This window comes from Neobacillus sp. SM06 (assembly GCF_050496765.1).
GTDB lineage: Bacteria > Bacillota > Bacilli > Bacillales > Cytobacillaceae > JAEVLT01.
This window is the reverse complement of sequence record NZ_JBNWEO010000013.1, coordinates 313,765-332,779: the sequence shown is the minus strand read 5'-3', so window position 1 is coordinate 332,779 and position 19,015 is coordinate 313,765. Positions and strand designations below refer to the sequence as shown.

Below are 19,015 nucleotides of genomic sequence, written 5' to 3'. Positions count from 1 at the left end.
TCCGGGTTTCCCCGGATAATTTTGCCCTAATTTAATTAATCACTGCCATGGCTTACATCTTTCGTTGGATGCATAAACGGGCTAGCTTGCGGTTTCCGTTTTTCCTCTAACAATTCTCGATTTTCTGTGGTGTTCCAGCCGATATCATTGGTTGGATGAACCCATTCATCTCCTGCCATGATTTCCGGATCGGTTTCTTTTGACCAGTTCTCTAAAGGGGAATTTGATGATGCATAGCGGCTGTCACCAATTGTTACTCCGTATTTGTTCACAAAGGGCGGCTCCATCTTCATGCCGGTTTCTTTAAAACTTGGGGCATTGATTTGATGGGGAAGCGTTTCATCAATACTTAAATTTTCTTGGTTATTTTTCTTATTTTGCTTCACTTTGCATTCCTCCTGTTATTTATAGAATGTAGATTACAATGTTTTTTTATAAAAAGAAATAACTGGCATGGATAATAAAGGCGCGTTGTCGTGAAAATAAAATCGAGATTATTACTATACAATAGGAGGCTTTGGAAAATGGCAAAGCGAAAAGCGGAAATAAATGTGGTTGAGAAATATTCAAAAACACCTCACAAAAATAATCAGGAAACTGAGTTTTCAGCTGAATTTGCAAATGGAGAAGAGCCGATTAAAGGAGCTAATCGCAATTCAATAGTAGGAAAAAAGGGAAGATCGTAAATGAAAAAGAAAGCAAAGGATACAAATGTGCGCGAAGAATTTAGCGTTGAATTTGGTGATATAAATGGTACGAAGTTGTTAGATTTTCCATTGATGGAAAAAGTCAATACAAAAAAAAGCAAAAAGAAAGATAAGCCGGTTTGATGCCGGTTTATCTTTTACCATTTATTTCGCTGCCTTCCTTGTACTTTCCGAAACGAAATCTGCCAGAAGAACAAGAGCCAAATAACATATAAGCAGAAGTGTAATCATTGTATATTGAAAATAACTCATTGCCAGCTTGAATTCCATCCCTAGTCCGCCAGCACCGACAAATCCGACAACAATCGTTGTCCGCATAATCACTTCCCAACGGTATAAAATATACGTAAGAAACCTTGGCAAAACGGCAGGAAAAATTCCGTAAAAGAATATTTGTCCTTTGGAGGCGCCAACAGATGACAAGTTTCGAATTGGTTCCAAATCCATATCTTCGATTGCTTCAGCCCATAGCTTGCCCAAGATTCCAAAATTATGAAGTGCTAGTGCGATCGCACCAGGTAGTAAACCGGGTTTGAAGATAAAAATGATGATCATTGCCCATATCAATTCAGGTACAGATCGTGAAAAAATAAAAAGCAGACGAATAAGTCCATATAAAATCCACTTATACCATTTTTTTGATTCTTCTAAACTTGCGTTTGCAATATTTCTGACAGAGGGAAGAACTGTCAAAAAAGCAGCAATTGTTGCAAAACCAATGGCCATAATACTCATTTCTAAAGTTTGAAATGTCAATATCAACGCATTTGACCAGCTTTCCCAACTTAAAAATGCTTTATCAACTTCTCTTATTCCAACCATGTCAGCAAAAAATGATTTGACACTCGCGGCATTTTTTTTAGAAAATAACGCCAAAAATTCGTTGGTCTGCCCGATCGTAATAGATCCCCATGCAGCAATGATAAGAAGAAAGAGAAGCAGTGTATAAATCCACCCGAGATATAGCCTTTTTTGAAAATGTTGTTCTTTCAGTTCTTTACGAATAAAATGGCTCCAAATATCAACCCATAATACAAGGATGATTAATAAGTAAATATATGTCCAAACTTGATCATATTTTAAATCAGAAAGCGCTAATTGAATTTGATATCCAAGCCCGCCAAGGCCGACAAAACTCATAATCGCTGCTGAGCGTATTGCACATTCAAACCGATACATTGCATAGCTGATCATATCAGCCCAAACGAGAGGAAGATAACCATAGAAAAGGATTTGTAACCGGGAAGCACCCGAAGATTCCAATGCCCTTATCGGTTCTTTTGGAATATCATTCAACATATCAGCAAAAATCCGTCCGAGAATTCCTCCATAAGGAATTGCCAGAGCAAAAATGGCGGCATATGGGGAAAGACCGACTGCCGCCACAAACAACCAAGCCCAAATAAGTTCATGAATTGAACGGGTAATGCCCAGGACACCTCTGAAAAAAATTTTTGAAAGAAGTCTTGCAATGCGGTTTGAAGTCAGTATGCCCGATGCCAAAATTCCAATAATAAATGCATAGATAATAGCTAATGTCATCCCTGCAACCGCATAGTATAGAGTAGTCCAAGCTGATTTTAACCCCAACAGCAATATAGCAGGAGAAAAATCGGGATGAAAGAATCCCTCCATGATTTGGCGTATTGCTTGGATACCTCCTGCATGAACAAGGTCAGCATCCCATTTTACCGATAAAAGACTAAGACCAAAAACCAAAAACAACAAAAGGGTAAGAAAGAAACGTTTATGAAGACGTAGGAAAGGGATGGTCATTTACTCCTTCTCCTTTTAGTTGATAAAGGTCCTTTAACATTCCATCTGTTACCTTCTCTGTCGGTAAATCAAAGAATAGTTCTCCATTTTTTAAAGAAATAATTCTTGTAAAGTATTTACGGGCATATTCGACAGAGTGCAGGCTAGCAATCAGTGTTTGCTTTTGTTCTAAAACAATGCCGGTCAATAAGGCTAATAGATCATTAGCCCTTGCCGGGTCAAGAGAAGCAACGGGTTCATCTGCAAGGATAATTTCAGGTTCTTGCACCAATAATCGAGCGACCGCAACGCGCTGCTGTTCGCCTCCCGATAAGGTGGAGGTGATCTCATATGCCTTTGTAGTAAGACCAACCCTTTCAAGCGCTTTTAGTGCAAGTTCTTTCTCTTGTGGGAAAAGTAGGGAAAAAATGGATTTCAGCAATCCCCAATCAGCTAGTTTTCCTGCTAAAACATTATGGATCACAGCAATTGGTTTAATAAGATCAAATTGTTGCCGTATGACACCAATTTTTTTGGCAAATGCCTTCCTGTTCCGATAGGTAGATAGCGGTCTTTGATCAATTAGCACCTTCCCGCTGTCAGCAGGCAGATTCCCTGCAAGGATGTTAAGGAGGGTAGTTTTCCCAGCACCACTTGGACCAATAAGAGCTATCAATTCCCCTTGATGGATGGAAAAAGATGCGGAAGATAAAGCGAGCTTCTGCTCAAAATGTTTTGAAATGTCTTTCGCTTCAATTTTTATTTCTGAAAGCATTGTTTATTCTCCTACTTGATGATCTTGAGTTCTTTTGCGACTTTCTGAATCTTGTCATAGTTATCGTTCTTCGTTTCGATAAATTTGTTTGTTTGGAATAACTCTGCGATTTCCTTTTGATCCCCATTATAGGAAAGAAGAGCATCTTTTACTTTTTCTTTTGTCCCTTTTCCGAAAACTTCATCAACATTGCTGTTGATCGTCCAGTTGTAATCATAAAAAGCTGGTGTTGTATAGAAAACCTTCACTTTTTTGGGATTAACTTTTCCTTCCTTAACAGCTTTTTGCCATACTTCTTCATTTAAGGCACCTGCTTGAAACGCTCCGGATTCAATAAGCTTGTATGTGGTATCATGCGAACCGGAGAAGTTCGGTTTGCCATCAAAATCTTGTTCAGGATTTATGCCAGATTCCAATAAATAATAGCGCGGCATTAAGTGTCCGGAAGTTGAACTTTCGCTGCCAAAGGTAAATGATTTCCCTTTTAAATCTGCTATTGAGTTAATACCCGAGTCGGTTCTGGTGATAAAAACAGAATGAAATTTTGCATCGTTAGGTCTTTGTATAATCGATTGGGCACCTGGTACGCGGTTTCGAGCTTGAACACTCGTTAAACCGCCAAACCATGCTAAGTGAATATCGCCGCGCTGGAAACCGGTCACAAGGGCTGCATAATCTACTGATGGTACAAATTCAACCTTCAGGCCTGTTTTTTCTTGGAGATAGTTGGCTACTGCGGTCATGCCTTTTTCCAAATCTGCTGCATTTTGGTCAGGAATTGCTCCGATTTTAAATACTGCATTTGCTTTTTCATTCTTAGTTGTTTTGCTGTTAGGCAAATTGTTTTGGCTACATGCTGCCAGTGCAAATGTCAATAATGTAAGAATAAGCAATGAAATCCTTTTTTTCATAAATATATCCACCTTGCATTTAATTTTTTTGCGGTAAAATATCGGAAAATGCCTTAATAATCGGGCGGTTTTCTTCCTCAGGCAATGCAGCGAAGTAAAAATTTCTGCTAAACGGAATGACAGGTTCAATTATCTCAATCCGGTTTGCTTTTGTTGCAGTTGCAGCTGCCAATTTTGAAATAAAACTTATACCCAGTCCCGCTTCAACGGCTGCAATAACGGCATCTGTACTGCCGATGGATACAGCTGCTTTTATATCATGAAGAGCATACCCTTGCTGGATTAGAAATTCCTCCATTACTTTTCTTGTTCCTGACCCTTCTTCCCTTACTACAAAGTCAAATCGTTGAATTTCGTTAAAATTAAGGTCCTTTGATTGAACTAATGGATGACCGATTGGAGTAATCAAAACTAGTGAATCAGAAGCAACTTGTTTAAATTTTATTTTACTTGATTCCTGCTTAAGTCCGACAATGGCAATATCTATTTGGCGATCCAACAGTTTTTCAATCATTTTTTTTGAGTCATCGATAACGACAACTACCTCAACTTTAGGAAATTTGTGTCGAAATTCCTTTAGTAAAGGGGGAAGGAGATAGGTTCCAGGAATTGTACTTGCTCCGACGGTTAAAGTACCTGAAAGAACATCTTGAAGGCTATGTAGTTCGTCTTCTAATGTAATCCATCTTTTCATAATATCTTTCGCAGCTTGATACACAATTTTTCCTGCAGCCGTCGGCTGAACTCCTGCTAGTCCGCGTTCAAGAAGGTTCACGCCAAGGTCATCTTCTAAGCTTTTAATCTTCAAACTTAACGCAGGTTGGGAGCTTTTTAAAGAAAAGGCAGCTTCCGAAAAACTTTTCTTCTCAACAACAAACATAAAAGCTTCTAGCTTTTTTAAATTCATTCGCACCCCTCCTATTTAAAAAAATTATACTTTTTATAAAAAAAATTTATACATTAGACAAAAAAATTATTCCGATCATTTATTGTCGGAATCCTATATTTATTATAGGTATGTTGTGGCATTTTGAAAAGTAATTTTGACGATTTTTTAATTTTGGATCGGAATTCGAAAGTTCAAAAAATTGTACCAAGTTCATTTATTTAAGAGTGAACTCAATCACACTTAGAGTTGCTGGAAGTGAGTATGCTTATCATAAATCTTAAGAAACTTCTTCAAATGTTGTTTCTCGAGGGAAAATCTTATTTTTTATGAAATGAGGAGAATACGATGAGTGAGATCATTAATAACCGTGAGTTAAGGCCAACACATCCATCTGAACGGCAAGCACTCTTAAAATCAATTATTAAAGATTTGCATAACGGTAAAAGTGTTGAAGAAGTAAAATCACAGTTCGAAAATGCTGTTGGACATATTAGTGTCGCAGAAATTTCACAGCTTGAACATGCGCTTATGGAAGAAGAAGGAATTCCTGTTGAGGAAGTACAGCGTTTATGTTCAGTTCATGCAGCTGTCTTTAAAGGCTCGATTGATGAGATTCACCATTCAGATCAGCCGGAAGAAACACCAGGGCACCCTATTCATACCTTTAAACTCGAAAACAAAGAAATCGATTTGCTCGTTAATTTTAAAATAAAGCTTCATCTTGAACGCTTTGAAAAGGATGGAAGTGTAGAAAATCGAAACAAACTGATTTCAGATTTAAACCTTTTATTCGATATTGACAAACACTATAGCCGCAAGGAAAATTTACTTTTTCCCTATTTAGAAAAGTACGGCATTAATGGCCCTTCCAAAGTGATGTGGGGAGTGGATGATCGTATACGTCAAGCCATCAAAGAAGCAAAGCAAATGTTATTAAATGATAACGGTGCAGAAAAGCAAAAAGTGATTCATGCTGTTTCTTATGCAGTCCAGGAAGTAAGTGATATGATTTTTAGAGAGGAACAGATCTTGTTTCCGATGGCGCTTGAAACCCTTACTGAAGATGAATGGTTAAAAATAGCGCAAGAAAGTGATGAAATAGGTTTTTGCTTAGCAGGCCCTGAAAGTGTATGGAATCCAAAGCGTGAAGAAATAAAAGAAGAAGCAGCCGCTAAAGGCTTTATTCGGTTTGAAACGGGAATTTTATCTGTAGCACAATTGGAATTAATGTTGAATCATTTACCAGTTGATATTACTTTTATTGATAAAGATGATGTTGTCCGTTATTTCTCACATGGAAAAGAGCGGATTTTTGCCCGTACAAAAGCCGTGATTGGAAGAACCGTCCAAAACTGCCATCCACCGAAAAGCGTTCATGTTGTGGAACAATTGTTGGCAGATTTTAAATCGGGAAAAAAAGATCATGAAGATTTTTGGATTAAATTTGCGGGAAAGTATGTTTATATTCGTTATTTTGCTGTACGTGATGAAAACGGGGAATATGAGGGTACATTAGAATTCACCCAAAATATTGCTCCCATCCAGAAAATAACAGATGAAAAAAGAATTCTCTTTTGATTTATTAGGAATGGATGTGAGTGGGGAAGGCCATTCCTACGGACTTCCCTCAACTCAATTAAATAGAATAGATGAACGTTTTTTCTTTCACCGGATCAAAGTAGGCTAGAAGGACTGACTGTTTTTTCTTAATAATACCTGTTTTGATGTACAATCCAAGATCAAACGATAATTCTTCTAGCATTGTATGTTTGTTTAAGCTTTTTTCATCGAGCTTCAGGCTTTTGAACGTTTCGCCTAAAAGCTGTGGCTGATTCATAATTTGGCTGTACAAGGCACTCCTCCGTTTTTTCTCCAAATTGCTTTCCCACCAAGGTTTGCGTGGCTTATATTTATGGTTTTTCAAATAATCGTATTTCATTAAGCCCATTATGACATCGAAATCGGCAATCGATTTTGCTTTTAAAAACAGCAGCAGCCTGCGGTATAAATCTTCCAGCTGATGACCGATTCGCGCCCAGCCTTCTTTATCCCAAAACGTGCCAAATTCTTGGAAAAAATCAAATGGTGAAGGAAATGCTTTTGCTACTAAGTATTCAACGGTATGATCCATTCGGTGATCATTCCAATATTTCTCCAATACATCTTCCACTTGTTTGATTTTAATAATATCGTGAAACGAAAGGACATTATTGCCAACGATTTCGTATGGAGAATGATCCATAAAGGTATAGCCATGTTCCGCCGCTCTTAGACGGAGTCCTGTGCCCCGCAGCATTTTAAGAAAACCAAGCTGCAATTCTTCCGGACGCAATGCAAAAACGTCATTAAAGGTATGGCGGAAAGAGTGATAGTCTTCCTCAGGCAAACCGGCAATCAAATCGAGATGTTGGTCAATTTTTCCGCCTTCTTTTACCATCGTAACCGTTCTTGTCAGCTTTGAAAAATTTTGTTTGCGGTGCACGAGCTGGTTCGTGTAGTCATTGGTCGATTGAACGCCGATTTCAAAACGGAACAATCCTTTCGGAGCATTGTTATTAAGAAACTCAATTACTTCCGGCCTCATAATATCGGCTGTGATCTCGAATTGGAAAACAGTGCCGGGCACATGTTCATCAATTAAAAATTGGAACATTTCAAGCGCATAGCTGCGGCTAATATTAAATGTCCGGTCAACAAATTTCATAGTTTTCGCACCGTTTGCCATTAAATAACGGATATCTGCCTTAATTTTTTCCCGGTCAAAATAGCGGACACCGACCTCGATGGATGATAAACAGAACTGGCAGCTGAAAGGACAGCCTCTGCTCGTTTCAATATAAACCACCCTCTTGCCGAGGTCAGGAAGATCTTCAGGGAAACGGAAAGGGGATGGAAGATCGCGTAAATCAAGCTTGTTCATTTGCGGTGTAAACAAGACTTGGCCATTTTCACGGTAAGCAATGCCCGGAACTTCTGCGAAATTTTGACCGGATTCGATTGCTGATAGCAGCTGTTTAAACGTTTGTTCGCCTTCTCCAATGACGATAAAATCCACTTCCGGCACTTTTTCCATCCATTCAGCCGTATCGTACGTCACTTCGGGTCCACCGAGGATAATATGGATGGAAGGATCAATTTTTTTTAGCACTTTGATGACTTTGATGGTTTCTTCAATATTCCAAATGTAGCAGCTAAAGCCGATTACGTCAGGGCGCTGCTGGTACAAATCAGAGACAATGCTTAAAGTTGGATCCTTAATTGTGTATTCTTTTAATTTGATTGCAAAATCGGGTGCAGCGTATGCCTTTAAGTAGCGAATAGCAAGATTCGTGTGAATATATTTTGCATTCAAAGTAGAACAAATGACGTTCATTCGGACAAATCAAACTCCTTTTATAGGTTAAACACAACAGTTAATTATAGCGGAATGGTGGGCAAAAAAATAGACCCCCGCCAGCTGGCAGGGGTTTTGCTTTTATGTTATGGCAGCATGAAGGCCAAGATGTTGTTTTGTAAGAAGACGAGAATGCCGATTAGGAAGACTAGGAAAATACTATGTTTAATCGTAAAGCGAAGCAATTCCGATTCTCGGCCAACGAGTCCAACGGCCGCAGCAGCAACGGCAATCGATTGCGGGGAGATCATTTTTCCTGTTACTCCCCCAGAAGAGTTTGCTGCAAGGGCGAGAGTCGGATCCATTCCAATCGATGTCGCCGTTACTTTTTGCAGGTTGCCAAAAAGGACGTTGGCCGATGTATCCGAACCGGTGATAAAGACTCCAAGCCAGCCAAGGAACGGCGAGAAGAACGGGAAAAGAACCGAGCCTGTTTTTGCTAACGCCATACCAAGTGAAGTGCTCATGCCGGATACATTTGTTACATAGGCAAAGCCGACAACAGAAGCGATTGTGATAACCGGGTATTTCAATTCGTTTAACGTTTCTCCAAAGGTAGCAATCCAATTTTTCCAAGAGATGGAGACAATATACTTGGTGATCAAAGCTGAAATCAAAATGGCGGTTCCTGCCGCTGCAAGCAATTCCAGTTTATAAACTGCAGGCACAGGCTGCCCGGCGCCATTAGCGACTTTGTTGTTTAAAAACGGCACAGCAGGAACAAACGTTAACGCTTGACCAAGAACGTTAACCGCTTTCAAAACAATGTTTGTACCTGCATAATGGCCTGTCAATGCCAGTTTAATAGTAGGAATACCCCATAAAGAGATAAGTCCAGTTAAGATCAAGAAAGGAGACCATGCTTTGAACACCTGTCCGCCTGTGTAAGTTTCCCGGTGATTACTGGAGCTTTCAGCAGCTACTGTAGCCGCTATTTCCTGCTCAGATTTAAAACGGAAAATTGATTTTGGTTTCCAAAATTTTAAGAAGATTGCTAGAGCGAATAAGGACACAAGAGATGAAAGAATATCTGGGAGTTCAGGCCCTAAGTAGTTGGATGATAAAAATTGCGTAATTGCAAATGAAACGCCTGAAACAATAATAGCTGGCAACACTTCCATTGTTTTTTTAAACCCAGCCATAATAAAAACAAGATAGAATGGAATAAATACGGATAAAAACGGCAGCTGGCGGCCAATTACTTTTGAAATTTCAGTTGCCGCAACGCCAGTAGGGCCTTCCATTGCAATAACTGGTGTTCCGATTGCGCCAAAGGCAACGGGCGCTGTATTGGCAATCAGGCAAAGACCTGCTGCATAAAGCGGGTTGAATCCAAGTCCGACAAGCAAAGCAGCGGAAATGGCAACCGGGGCACCGAACCCTGCGGCACCTTCCAAAAAGGCACCAAATGAAAAGGCGACTAATAATGCCTGAAGCCTGCGATCCTCGGTAATCGACAGTACCGAATGGCGGATAATATCAAACTGTCCCGTCTTAACAGTCAGTTTGTACAAAAATACTGATGCGATAATGATCCAGCCGATTGGCAGAATTCCATAAACAGCACCTTGAGTTGCCGACATAAAGGCAATGCCAGCGGGTACTTTGTACGCGATGATGGCAATAACTAAGGCGATCAATAGAGTAGAAAGTCCAGCGATATGCCCCTTCATTCGTTTAATGGCCAATGCCCAGAAAAAATAGAGAATCGGAATTAGTGCAACGATGGCAGTAAGAGCGAGATTCCCGCCTACTGCAGTTGAATTTGCTGTAAACAAACAAATACCCCCTTAATTTTTTATTTTTCTCCCAAATGCGTCCTTTCTTTTAGAATAGTAACCGCTTACAAATGTTCCGAAGTCATCAGATGACTGGATGAATGGTGCTGCTAGTGAGAATTATATGGGGGAATTGCAAAAATTACAAGAGTTTTTCGATAATTATAAATAAAAATTATCCTTTGCAGCGGCTACTTTTCTTTATATGATTAATATTACAGTATTTGTTTTTTTAGAATTTTGTCAAAAAGAAATGTTATATAGACTAGGGGCTGGAAAAATGATTTATAAAAAAATAAAGCCGAAAAAAATTTATGAGGAAGTAACAGAAGCGATTTATGAAATGATTCGCACGGGCAAGTTAATGCCAGGGCAAAAACTCGATTCAGTGCAGCAGCTTGCGGAAAACTTTCAAGTAGGCCGCTCAGCCATCAGGGAAGCGCTGACATCGCTAAGGGGAATGGGACTCATTGAAATGCGGCAAGGGGAAGGTACATTTATTAAAGAATTTTCAACAGATCAAATTATCTTTCCGTTGTCTACAGCAATTTTAATGAATAAAGAAGATATTTCCAACCTTTTGGAAGTGCGTAAAATAATCGAAGTTGGTGCAGTCTCTGTTGCTGCCAAAAAAAGAACAGCAGAACAGCTGGGGGAAATCGAAGAAGCGCTGAACGATATGAAACGAGCTCATGGCAATCAGGAACTTGGGGAAGAAGCCGATTTGAAATTTCATTTGGCAATTGCCAAATGCTCGCAAAATACACTTTTAATCAATTTGTTGAATCAAGTGTCTGAAATGATGGCAGTCACAATGAAGGAAACCCGTCGAGTATGGCTGTATTCGAACGAAATTACAATCGACCAATTGTATGATGAACATGATTTGATTTTCCAAGCGATTCGGGATCAAGATGAGGCAAAGGCAAGCCATTTTATGATGGTTCATCTTGAAAATGTTGAGGCCATCCTGGCAAAATATTATGAACAATCAAATAGGAGAAAATAAAGCATCAAGGGGGTTGCAGAACTTCCTGTTTTCTTTCATGAAAATGAATGATGAAAAAAAATGATTGAAAACCCTTTCTAACAGTAGGATAATGAACAAAAAGAGTAGATTTCTAGATTTCTGACTACTCTTTTCTTCAGTCATCTGATGACCGGTTGACTGCAAACTTACGATTAATGGAGATGGAAAACGATGAAAGTAACCCTTTTTGCAACATGTTTGGTTGATATGTTTCAAGGCAATGTTGGAAAAGCAACTGTCGAGTTACTTGAACACCTTGGCTGTGAAATTGAATTCCCTGAATCCCAAGTCTGCTGCGGGCAGCCTGCATATAATAGCGGGTATGTAAACGAAGCCAAAGAGGCAATGAAGCGGATGATTGATACTTTTGCCGATGCAGAATATGTTGTCTCCCCGTCCGGATCTTGCGCCTATATGTTCCACGAGTACCCGGAAGTATTTAAAGGGGATCCTATATGGGAGCCAAAAGCGAAAAAATTGGCAGCAAAAACATATGAACTAACCCAATTTATAGTGGATGTTTTAAAGGTTGAAGATGTAGGTGCCACGTTTGAAGGGCGTGTTACATACCATACTTCATGCCATATGACAAGGCTGCTCGGCGTAAAAGAAGCCCCGATGCTTCTTTTAAAAAATGTAAAAGGACTTACATTTACAGAACTGCCGGGAAAAGAGCAATGCTGCGGTTTTGGCGGAACATTTTCAGTGAAAATGGCACAAATATCTGAACAAATGGTGGATGAAAAAGTGCAGCATGTCGAAGAAACTGGCGCGGAATATCTGATTGGTGCTGATGCGGGGTGCCTGATGAATATTGGAGGTCGAATTGAACGTAAAGGAAAGCCGATCAAGGTTTTGCATATTGCGGAAGTTTTAAACAGTAGACCGTAATGCGGTGGAATTTTAACAAACATTGACCGTTGAGCTTTGTCATTCTAATCGACGGTCGCATTGAAGCTCGCTGGAAGGCTAAGGAGAAAGGGAGGTTTTTTCGGATGGCAATGAAAATAGGCAATGACCCCTTTAAAGAGCGCGTTGATAAAGGCATTCATGATGATTTTATGCGGGGAGCTGTTGCAGGGGCACAGGATGGTATGGGAGTAAAGCGGCGCAATGCTGCAGAGGAACTCGGCAACTGGGAAGAGTGGCGAAATCATGGGGAAGAAATACGCCAGCATGTCCTCAACCATTTGGATTACTATTTAGAACAATTAAGTGAAAACGTTGCCAAGAGAGGCGGCCACGTTTTTTTTGCTCAAACAAAGGAAGAAGCAAACGAATACATTCGCGGTGTGATTCAAAAGAAAAATGCAAAAAAAATAGTGAAATCCAAATCGATGGTGACCGAAGAGATTAGCTTAAACGCCGTTTTGGAAGAAGAAGGATGCGAAGTAGTTGAAACCGATCTCGGCGAATACATTTTGCAAATTGATGACCATGACCCGCCGTCGCATATTGTAGTGCCAGCATTGCACAAAAATAAAGAACAAATTCGCGATGTATTTGCAAAAAAGCTCGGTTATGATCAAACGTCAAAACCTGAAGAACTGGCACAGTTTGCCCGTGAAACGTTACGAAAAAAATATTTGGCTGCAGATATTGGCATCACCGGCTGTAATTTTGCTGTAGCGGAAACCGGATCGTTTAGTCTTGTAACGAACGAAGGAAACGCCGATCTCGTCACCGCACTGCCGAAAACGCAAATAACGGTTATGGGCATGGAAAGAATTGTGCCAACTTTTGAAGAAATGGAGGTGCTGGTCAGTTTACTAACAAGAAGCGCGGTGGGTCAAAAGTTAACGAGCTATATTACGGTTCTTACCGGACCTCGGGAAGAGCTGGATGCCGATGGGCCTGAAGAATTTCATCTTGTGATTGTGGATAATGGCCGTTCAAGCATTTTGGGCGGTGAATTCCAATCCGTTCTTCAATGTATCCGTTGTGCCGCCTGCATTAATGTCTGTCCAGTATACCGTCATGTTGGCGGTCATTCATACGGATCGATCTATTCCGGGCCAATCGGTGCTGTCTTGTCCCCGCTGCTTGGTGGATATGATGAATACAAAGAGCTACCGTATGCTTCGTCATTGTGCGGTGCCTGTACTGAAGTTTGTCCAGTTAAGATTCCGCTGCATAATTTACTGTTGAAACATCGCCAAATCATCGTTGAAAAAGAGGGCAAAGCACCAATTTCGGAAAAATTAGCGATGAAGGCTTTTGGTCTTGGTGCCGCTTCACCGATGTTATATAAATTAGGTTCAAAAATCGCCCCGGCAGCGATGAATCCATTTACAGATGGAGGGAAAATTTCAAAAGGTCCCGGGCCGCTTAAGGCATGGACGGAAATCCGCGACTTTCCCGCTCCGAATAAAGAACGGTTTAGAGACTGGTTTAAAAATCGCGAAAAAGGAGAGAAAAAGTCATGACAGGTACGATTCAAAACCGGGAAAATTTTCTCAATCAAATCGCAAAAAACCTTGGCCGCTCGCGAATCACAAAGCCAGTTGAAAGGCCTAGATGGAAGCATCAGCCGCAGCATGAAGTATTAAAACATGCTAATCAGGATGAACTATTGGAAGTACTGATTAACCAATGCAAAAACATTCATACGGCTATTCATATTTCGGATACGCAAACCTTGGCGGCAACGATAAAAGAGGTTGTAAAAGAGTATGGTGGCGGGCCGGTTATCACTTGGAGGGATGAGCGCTTTAGCAAATGGGGGCTGGATCCTTTATTGAAACAGGAATGGCCAGCAGAATCAATTGATGTCCATGAATGGGACTATAAGCGTGGATCGGAAAATATTGCAATAGCAGAGCGTGCAAATGTTGGAATTACCATTAGTGACATTACACTTGCAGAATCAGGAACCGTCGTTCTTTTTAGCAATGAAAACCGCGGTAGAACCGTCAGCTTTTTGCCAACCACCTATATTGCTCTTGTTCCAAAAAGCTCAATTGTACCAAGAATGACCCAGGCCGCACAGAAAATGCGCGAGATTGAGAAACAGGGAGGCAAAGTGGCTTCCTGTGTTAACTTTATTACTGGTCCAAGCAACTCAGCCGATATTGAATTAAATTTAGTCGTTGGTGTCCACGGCCCGGTAAAGGCTACTTATATTGTGATAAGCGATCTGTAACAATCGGGTTCGTCTCTTTGAAGGGAGACGAACTTTTTTAATACTGCCCCGCTGCACTCGCTTGCGAAGTGGTCGAATCCGTCTTGAAATACGTCGAATCCGCCCAAAATTGCGGCGAATTCCTCTCCAATTACGTCGAATCCGCCCAAAATTGCGGCGAATTCCTCTCCAATTACGTCGAATCCGCCTCCAATTGCGTTGAATTCCTCTCCAATTACGTCGAATCCGCCCATAATCACGTTGAATTCCTCATCCCCATAGCTGTATCGATTGTTATATAACAATTTATTCCCTGTTATATAATTATTCTCAATTAATAAAGCCGAATATAATAACGTTTTTATCAAACGAAAGCAATGTGTACTACAAAATATTTTAAAATGTTTAACATTTGTCACAGCTTACGAAAAAATGTTGCCATACAATAATGACAGGGAAGTTAATTTTACAAAATACAACTTAATTTCTGAAAACATAAGGACAGCAAGCGCGCAATGCTCAATTCTGCATGAAAATGAGCAGCCTGTTTTCTTATGGGAATTTCTTTAAGAATAGAGGGAGGGAGATTATGTCAGTCTTACCAAAGAAAAATGACCTTGGATTTTATGAAATCCGCCTTGAATCAATAGGGGGACTTGGAGCGAATTTGGCTGGTAAAATGCTTGCAGAAGCAGCAGTACTAGGACTCGGTTTAAACGGTTCCAACTTTTCATCCTACGGTTCGGAAAAGAAAGGATCTCCAGTAAAAAGTTTCATTCGATTTTGTGATCCAGGGGTTCCGATTCGCGACCATAGTCCTATCGAACAGCCGCATGTGGTTGGAGTTTTTCACGAAGCATTATACAAAACGATCGATGTCGTCAGCGGGCTGAATGCAGATGGAATCGTTCTCGTGAATACTACACGTGATTTTGATGATGTAAAAAAAGATTTAAAACTGGAATATGGCACTCTTGCGATTGTGGATGCGCTTACCATTGCGGTTGAAGAGAAAACGAAGGTCAATACAGCAATGCTTGGGGCGCTTTATCGGATTTGCGACTTTCTGGATCCCGATAATATGAGAGGCGTGATCCGGAAAACCTTTGAAAAGAAATACCCGCATCTTGTCGAACCAAACCTGCGCACATTCAACCGCGGTTACAATGAAGTTCGGTTTAAAGAATACAAAGTCCCGGAAGGTGCAGAAGGAAAAAGTTTCTCCCGGCCGCTGCCGCTCCTTGGATTCAATACACAAGAACTAGGCGGGGTCGTTACTGCCCAGGCGAATAGTATTTTAAAAGATTTAAGCGGATCAAGACAAGGATTCTTGCCTGAGTTTAAGCAAGAAGCATGCATTAACTGTGCTGCCTGCGATAACGTTTGCCCGGATATGTGCTTTGTTTGGGAAGAAGGCGAGGATAAGCGCGGCAGAAAACAAATGTTTTTAAAAGGTATCGACTATCAATACTGCAAAGGCTGCTTAAAATGTGTTGAGGCATGTCCGACAGACGCATTAAGCGATCTGAGGGAAGTCATCGGCTATGCTGAAGAACATCGCGTGAAGCAAAACTTTCCTTATGTGGCAGGGGGGATCTCATAATGGCAGTGTTAGAAGAAAATTTAAATAATAGCTTACTAGCAGAGCAGATTTCAGTGTTTGAATCAGGGAATGAAATGGCGGCTATGGCTGCAGCGCAAATTAACTATCATATTATGGGGTATTTTCCGATTACGCCTTCTACCGAAGTGGCGCAATACTTAGATCAAATGAAAACGCGCGGCGAGCATGATATTAAATTGATTGCTGCTGATGGTGAACATGGCTCTGCAGGTATTTGTTACGGTGCAGCGGTAACAGGTGCAAGGGTGTTTAATGCGACAAGCGCAAACGGATTTTTATATATGCTTGAACAGCTTCCGGTTCAGTCCGGTACACGTTTCCCAATGGTGCTAAACTTGGTTACTCGGGCTGTCAGCGGACCGCTTGATATTCGGGGGGATCATTCTGACTTATATTATGCACTAAATACTGGCTGGGTTATTTTAACAGCAAAAACACCGCAGGCAGTCTATGACATGAATATCATGGCACTGAAAATTGCCGAACACTCAAAAGTCCGCCTCCCTGTAATTGTTGCATATGACGGTTTCTGGACATCCCATCAAAAACGGCGTGTTGAATTTTTCAAAAATCGTGCTGTTGTTCAGCAATTTGTTGGCGAATGTAATACAGAATACAACTTTATTCGCGATCCGAAAAAACCGGTAACTATTGGTGCGCATATGGATGGAGACAATCTCCTAAACAACCATTATCAGCAATCTGAAGCGATGTACGCTGCTGGTGAGGTCTTTAAAGAAGTAGCAGCGGAGTACGCTAAATTGTCAGGAAGAGAATATCCGGTTCTTGACTTATATCATATGGAAGATGCAGAAGTGGCAGTATTCCTATTAAACTCGGCAGCAGAATCAGCGAAAGATGTCGCAGACAAACTTCGTGAACAAGGAATTAAAGCAGGTGTGATCAGCCCGAACATTCTCCGGCCTTTCCCGGCAAAAGAAATTCGCGAAGCACTCAAAAATGTTAAAGCCGTTTTAGTTGGTGAGCGTGCGGATTCCTTTGGCGCTGGCGGTCCAAACTTAACACATGAAGTGAAATCTGCCCTTCAAGACGAAAAGGGAAACCAAACCATTGTTCTAAGCAGAGTTTTCGGTCTTGGCGGAAAAGACTTCTATGCAAGCGATGCCGAAAGCTTCTTCCAATTGGCGCTTGATGCAGCGGAGAAAGGCTATGCTGAAAAGCCATTCGATTATTACGGGATTGTTCCCGGCAATCCGGAAAAAGCTCTTAAACCAGTGATTGAACCGCAGCATGGAGATGCGTACAAAACCGGTTTAATTGATGTCCAAATGGACCCAGATACTAACAAATTAAAAGTGAAAATCCCGCCGCTTCGTGCTCTAACAACGAAGCCGAAACGACTGGCGTCCGGTCATGGCGCTTGTCCGGGCTGCGGCATTTTCTCAGGCCTTGAATTGTTCTTTAAAGGGATTGAAGGAGATATTGTCACGCTCTTCCAAACAGGCTGTGCCTATGTAACGACAACATCGTATCCGTACAGCTCCCACAGGCAAACAATGATGCATAACTTGTTCCAAAATGGTGCTGCAACGCTTTCTGGTACTGTCGAAGCCTTCCTTGAATTAAAGCGTCGCGGGGAAATCCAAGTATCAGATGATGCAACCTTTGTGATGATAACCGGCGACGGCGGCATGGATATTGGCATGGGCTCTGCGATAGGTACAGCGCTTCGCGGACATAAATTAATCATGCTTGAATACGACAACGAAGGCTATATGAACACCGGATCGCAAATGTCTTATTCGACACCATTCGGTCATATGACAAGCACAACGGGAGTAGGGAAAACCCAGAAAGGGAAAGCATTCCACCATAAGGATACGGCTCAAATTATGGCCTCAACCAATATTCCTTATGTCTTTACCGGTTCTGAAGCATTCCCGCAGGATTTGGTAAAGAAAGGTGCTAAAGCGCAGTGGTATGCGCAAAACGTCGGTACAGTTTACGGCAAAATCCTGATTACGTGCCCATTAAACTGGAAATCTGAAGATCGGTATGGCAGCACGATTATGGAAGCAGCTGTAAATTCTTGCTTCTTCCCGCTTTATGAAGTGGAGCAGGGAGTTACAACGATTACGTATGATCCAGAAACAAAAAACAAGCGAATTCCGCTTTCCGATTGGTTAAAGTATATGGGCAAAACAAAGCATTTACTAAAAGAGGAAAACAAACCGCTCTTGGAAGAATTTGCAGAAGAAGTTGAAAAAAGATGGCAGCGTTTGAAAGCTAAACACGACCATCCAATGCTGTAAAACTGCATGTAAAAAAGCAAGGTGTATACCACCTTGCTTTTTTACATTGTGATAATTTGATTAAGCCTTTCTTGAGCGAACATGCTCATGTTTGAAAGGTTTTCGCTGAAAAAAAGAAAACGAATGCTCAAGTTTGAAAGATTTTTGTTGAAAAAAGAAGGACGATGTCGGTAAATGATCACAAACCATGACAGGTTTTTGTCGAAAATCAAAAAAAAACAATTTGTTTTGTCTAATTTTGCGAAACTATTTACTTTTATAGTAAAAGTTGTCATAATGCATCAAGTAGACTATTTTTTTAGGAATGACTGCAGTCTTTAAGGGTCATAATTAGGAGGATTATTCGGTTGTGTAGTAATAGTAATCGTCGTGCCGTAAAGATGCTGGAAGAGATCAAAGCCAAAAGAGAAAGTATGATTCATTGTGCTAGCCAAAATGGTTTTACCAACGAAATGACTATAAAGTTGAGCCAAGAACTGGATGAGTTAATTAATGAATATCAACGAACCTTTCGGTCACATAAAGAATCCGAAAATGCAGGGAAAACATTCGTAAAAATGGTAAAGGTTATGCCTGGAAAAAAACTTGTTGAAATTTAAGAGTGAGAGGCTGAGGAAAGCATGCAGAAATGCACGATGTTTTCCTTTTATTTTTTTGCTTTTTTCGGGTATAAGAATTGAAAAAATCAAGAAATCTGCTGACTGTGATATTTATCATTGTTCAAATATCCCCTTTTATAGTTAAATTAGTGCAAGTTT

18 protein-coding genes are annotated in these 19,015 nt (G+C 40.7%); 10 read left to right on the top strand and 8 right to left on the bottom strand.

From position 1 onward, the window contains the following. Nucleotides 1–35: 35 nt before the first annotated feature. On the bottom strand, nt 36–386 hold the full coding sequence (locus ACQYAD_RS06725) for a DUF3905 domain-containing protein (RefSeq protein ID WP_430236576.1): 351 nt from the start codon (nt 384–386) through the stop codon (nt 36–38). Between the two features lie 138 nt (nt 387–524). Between ACQYAD_RS06725 and ACQYAD_RS06720 the strand changes: the two genes are divergently transcribed. Together ACQYAD_RS06720 and ACQYAD_RS06715 are read left to right on the top strand one after the other, a co-directional pair. Beyond that, on the top strand, nt 525–686 hold the full coding sequence (locus ACQYAD_RS06720; RefSeq protein WP_430236574.1) for a hypothetical protein: 162 nt from the start codon (nt 525–527) through the stop codon (nt 684–686). After that, nucleotides 687–830: a hypothetical protein gene (locus ACQYAD_RS06715; RefSeq protein WP_430236572.1), complete on the top strand. Its 144-nt coding sequence runs from the start codon at nt 687–689 to the stop codon at nt 828–830. It begins immediately after the preceding gene. A gap of 21 nt (nt 831–851) precedes the next feature. Here the strand turns inward: ACQYAD_RS06715 and ACQYAD_RS06710 are convergent, their stop codons facing one another. Genes ACQYAD_RS06710 through ACQYAD_RS06695 form a run of 4 tightly spaced genes read right to left on the bottom strand, consistent with a single transcriptional unit; the run spans nt 852 to nt 5,055 of the window. After that, the gene (locus ACQYAD_RS06710; protein WP_430236570.1) at nt 852–2,483 is read right to left on the bottom strand and encodes a PhnE/PtxC family ABC transporter permease; all 1,632 of its coding nucleotides are present in this window, start codon (nt 2,481–2,483) and stop codon (nt 852–854) included. Beyond that, a complete protein-coding gene (locus ACQYAD_RS06705) occupies nt 2,455–3,237 on the bottom strand; it encodes a phosphonate ABC transporter ATP-binding protein (protein WP_430236568.1) in 783 nt (260 codons plus the stop codon). The genes ACQYAD_RS06710 and ACQYAD_RS06705 overlap by 29 nt, the downstream gene beginning before the upstream one ends. 11 nt (nt 3,238–3,248) lie before the next feature. Next, nucleotides 3,249–4,148, bottom strand: a complete 900-nt coding sequence (locus ACQYAD_RS06700; protein ID WP_430236567.1) for a putative selenate ABC transporter substrate-binding protein — start codon at nt 4,146–4,148, stop codon at nt 3,249–3,251. A 19-nt stretch (nt 4,149–4,167) separates the two neighbouring features. Beyond that, nucleotides 4,168–5,055: a selenium metabolism-associated LysR family transcriptional regulator gene (locus ACQYAD_RS06695; RefSeq protein ID WP_430236565.1), complete on the bottom strand. Its 888-nt coding sequence runs from the start codon at nt 5,053–5,055 to the stop codon at nt 4,168–4,170. Nucleotides 5,056–5,382: 327 nt separating this feature from the next. On the opposite strand from ACQYAD_RS06695, the gene ACQYAD_RS06690 reads away from it, so the two are divergent. Further along, the gene (locus tag ACQYAD_RS06690) at nt 5,383–6,615 is read left to right on the top strand and encodes a DUF438 domain-containing protein (protein WP_430236563.1); all 1,233 of its coding nucleotides are present in this window, start codon (nt 5,383–5,385) and stop codon (nt 6,613–6,615) included. Nucleotides 6,616–6,673: 58 nt separating this feature from the next. On the opposite strand, the gene ACQYAD_RS06685 is transcribed toward ACQYAD_RS06690, so the two are convergent. Continuing rightward, on the bottom strand, nt 6,674–8,410 hold the full coding sequence (locus tag ACQYAD_RS06685) for a B12-binding domain-containing radical SAM protein (RefSeq protein WP_430236562.1): 1,737 nt from the start codon (nt 8,408–8,410) through the stop codon (nt 6,674–6,676). A 107-nt stretch (nt 8,411–8,517) separates the two neighbouring features. Beyond that, complete coding sequence (locus ACQYAD_RS06680) at nt 8,518–10,209, bottom strand: L-lactate permease (protein ID WP_430236560.1); 1,692 nt, start codon at nt 10,207–10,209, stop codon at nt 8,518–8,520. Nucleotides 10,210–10,489: 280 nt separating this feature from the next. On the opposite strand from ACQYAD_RS06680, the gene ACQYAD_RS06675 reads away from it, so the two are divergent. The 4 genes from ACQYAD_RS06675 (at nt 10,490) to ACQYAD_RS06660 (ending at nt 14,381) form a co-directional block, all read left to right on the top strand. After that, complete coding sequence (locus ACQYAD_RS06675; protein WP_430236558.1) at nt 10,490–11,218, top strand: FadR/GntR family transcriptional regulator; 729 nt, start codon at nt 10,490–10,492, stop codon at nt 11,216–11,218. 192 nt (nt 11,219–11,410) lie between these two features. Next, nucleotides 11,411–12,130: a (Fe-S)-binding protein gene (locus ACQYAD_RS06670; protein WP_430236557.1), complete on the top strand. Its 720-nt coding sequence runs from the start codon at nt 11,411–11,413 to the stop codon at nt 12,128–12,130. Nucleotides 12,131–12,234: 104 nt separating this feature from the next. Continuing rightward, complete coding sequence (locus ACQYAD_RS06665) at nt 12,235–13,665, top strand: LutB/LldF family L-lactate oxidation iron-sulfur protein (RefSeq protein WP_430236555.1); 1,431 nt, start codon at nt 12,235–12,237, stop codon at nt 13,663–13,665. Then, complete coding sequence (locus ACQYAD_RS06660; protein WP_430236554.1) at nt 13,662–14,381, top strand: LutC/YkgG family protein; 720 nt, start codon at nt 13,662–13,664, stop codon at nt 14,379–14,381. The genes ACQYAD_RS06665 and ACQYAD_RS06660 overlap by 4 nt, the downstream gene beginning before the upstream one ends. On the opposite strand, the gene ACQYAD_RS06655 is transcribed toward ACQYAD_RS06660, so the two are convergent. Beyond that, complete coding sequence (locus tag ACQYAD_RS06655; protein ID WP_430236553.1) at nt 14,357–14,665, bottom strand: hypothetical protein; 309 nt, start codon at nt 14,663–14,665, stop codon at nt 14,357–14,359. The two genes, ACQYAD_RS06660 and ACQYAD_RS06655, sit on opposite strands and share 25 nt — an antisense overlap. A 284-nt stretch (nt 14,666–14,949) precedes the next feature. Here ACQYAD_RS06655 and ACQYAD_RS06650 point away from each other — a divergent pair, with 284 nt between their 5' ends. The 3 genes from ACQYAD_RS06650 (at nt 14,950) to ACQYAD_RS06640 (ending at nt 18,856) form a co-directional block, all read left to right on the top strand. Continuing rightward, nucleotides 14,950–15,963: a 2-oxoacid:acceptor oxidoreductase family protein gene (locus tag ACQYAD_RS06650; RefSeq protein ID WP_430236551.1), complete on the top strand. Its 1,014-nt coding sequence runs from the start codon at nt 14,950–14,952 to the stop codon at nt 15,961–15,963. Next, a complete protein-coding gene (locus tag ACQYAD_RS06645) occupies nt 15,963–18,257 on the top strand; it encodes a thiamine pyrophosphate-dependent enzyme (protein ID WP_430236549.1) in 2,295 nt (764 codons plus the stop codon). Before ACQYAD_RS06650 ends, ACQYAD_RS06645 begins: the two co-directional genes overlap by 1 nt. A 347-nt stretch (nt 18,258–18,604) precedes the next feature. Next, a complete protein-coding gene (locus tag ACQYAD_RS06640) occupies nt 18,605–18,856 on the top strand; it encodes an aspartyl-phosphate phosphatase Spo0E family protein (protein ID WP_430236547.1) in 252 nt (83 codons plus the stop codon). Nucleotides 18,857–19,015: the final 159 nt, after the last annotated feature.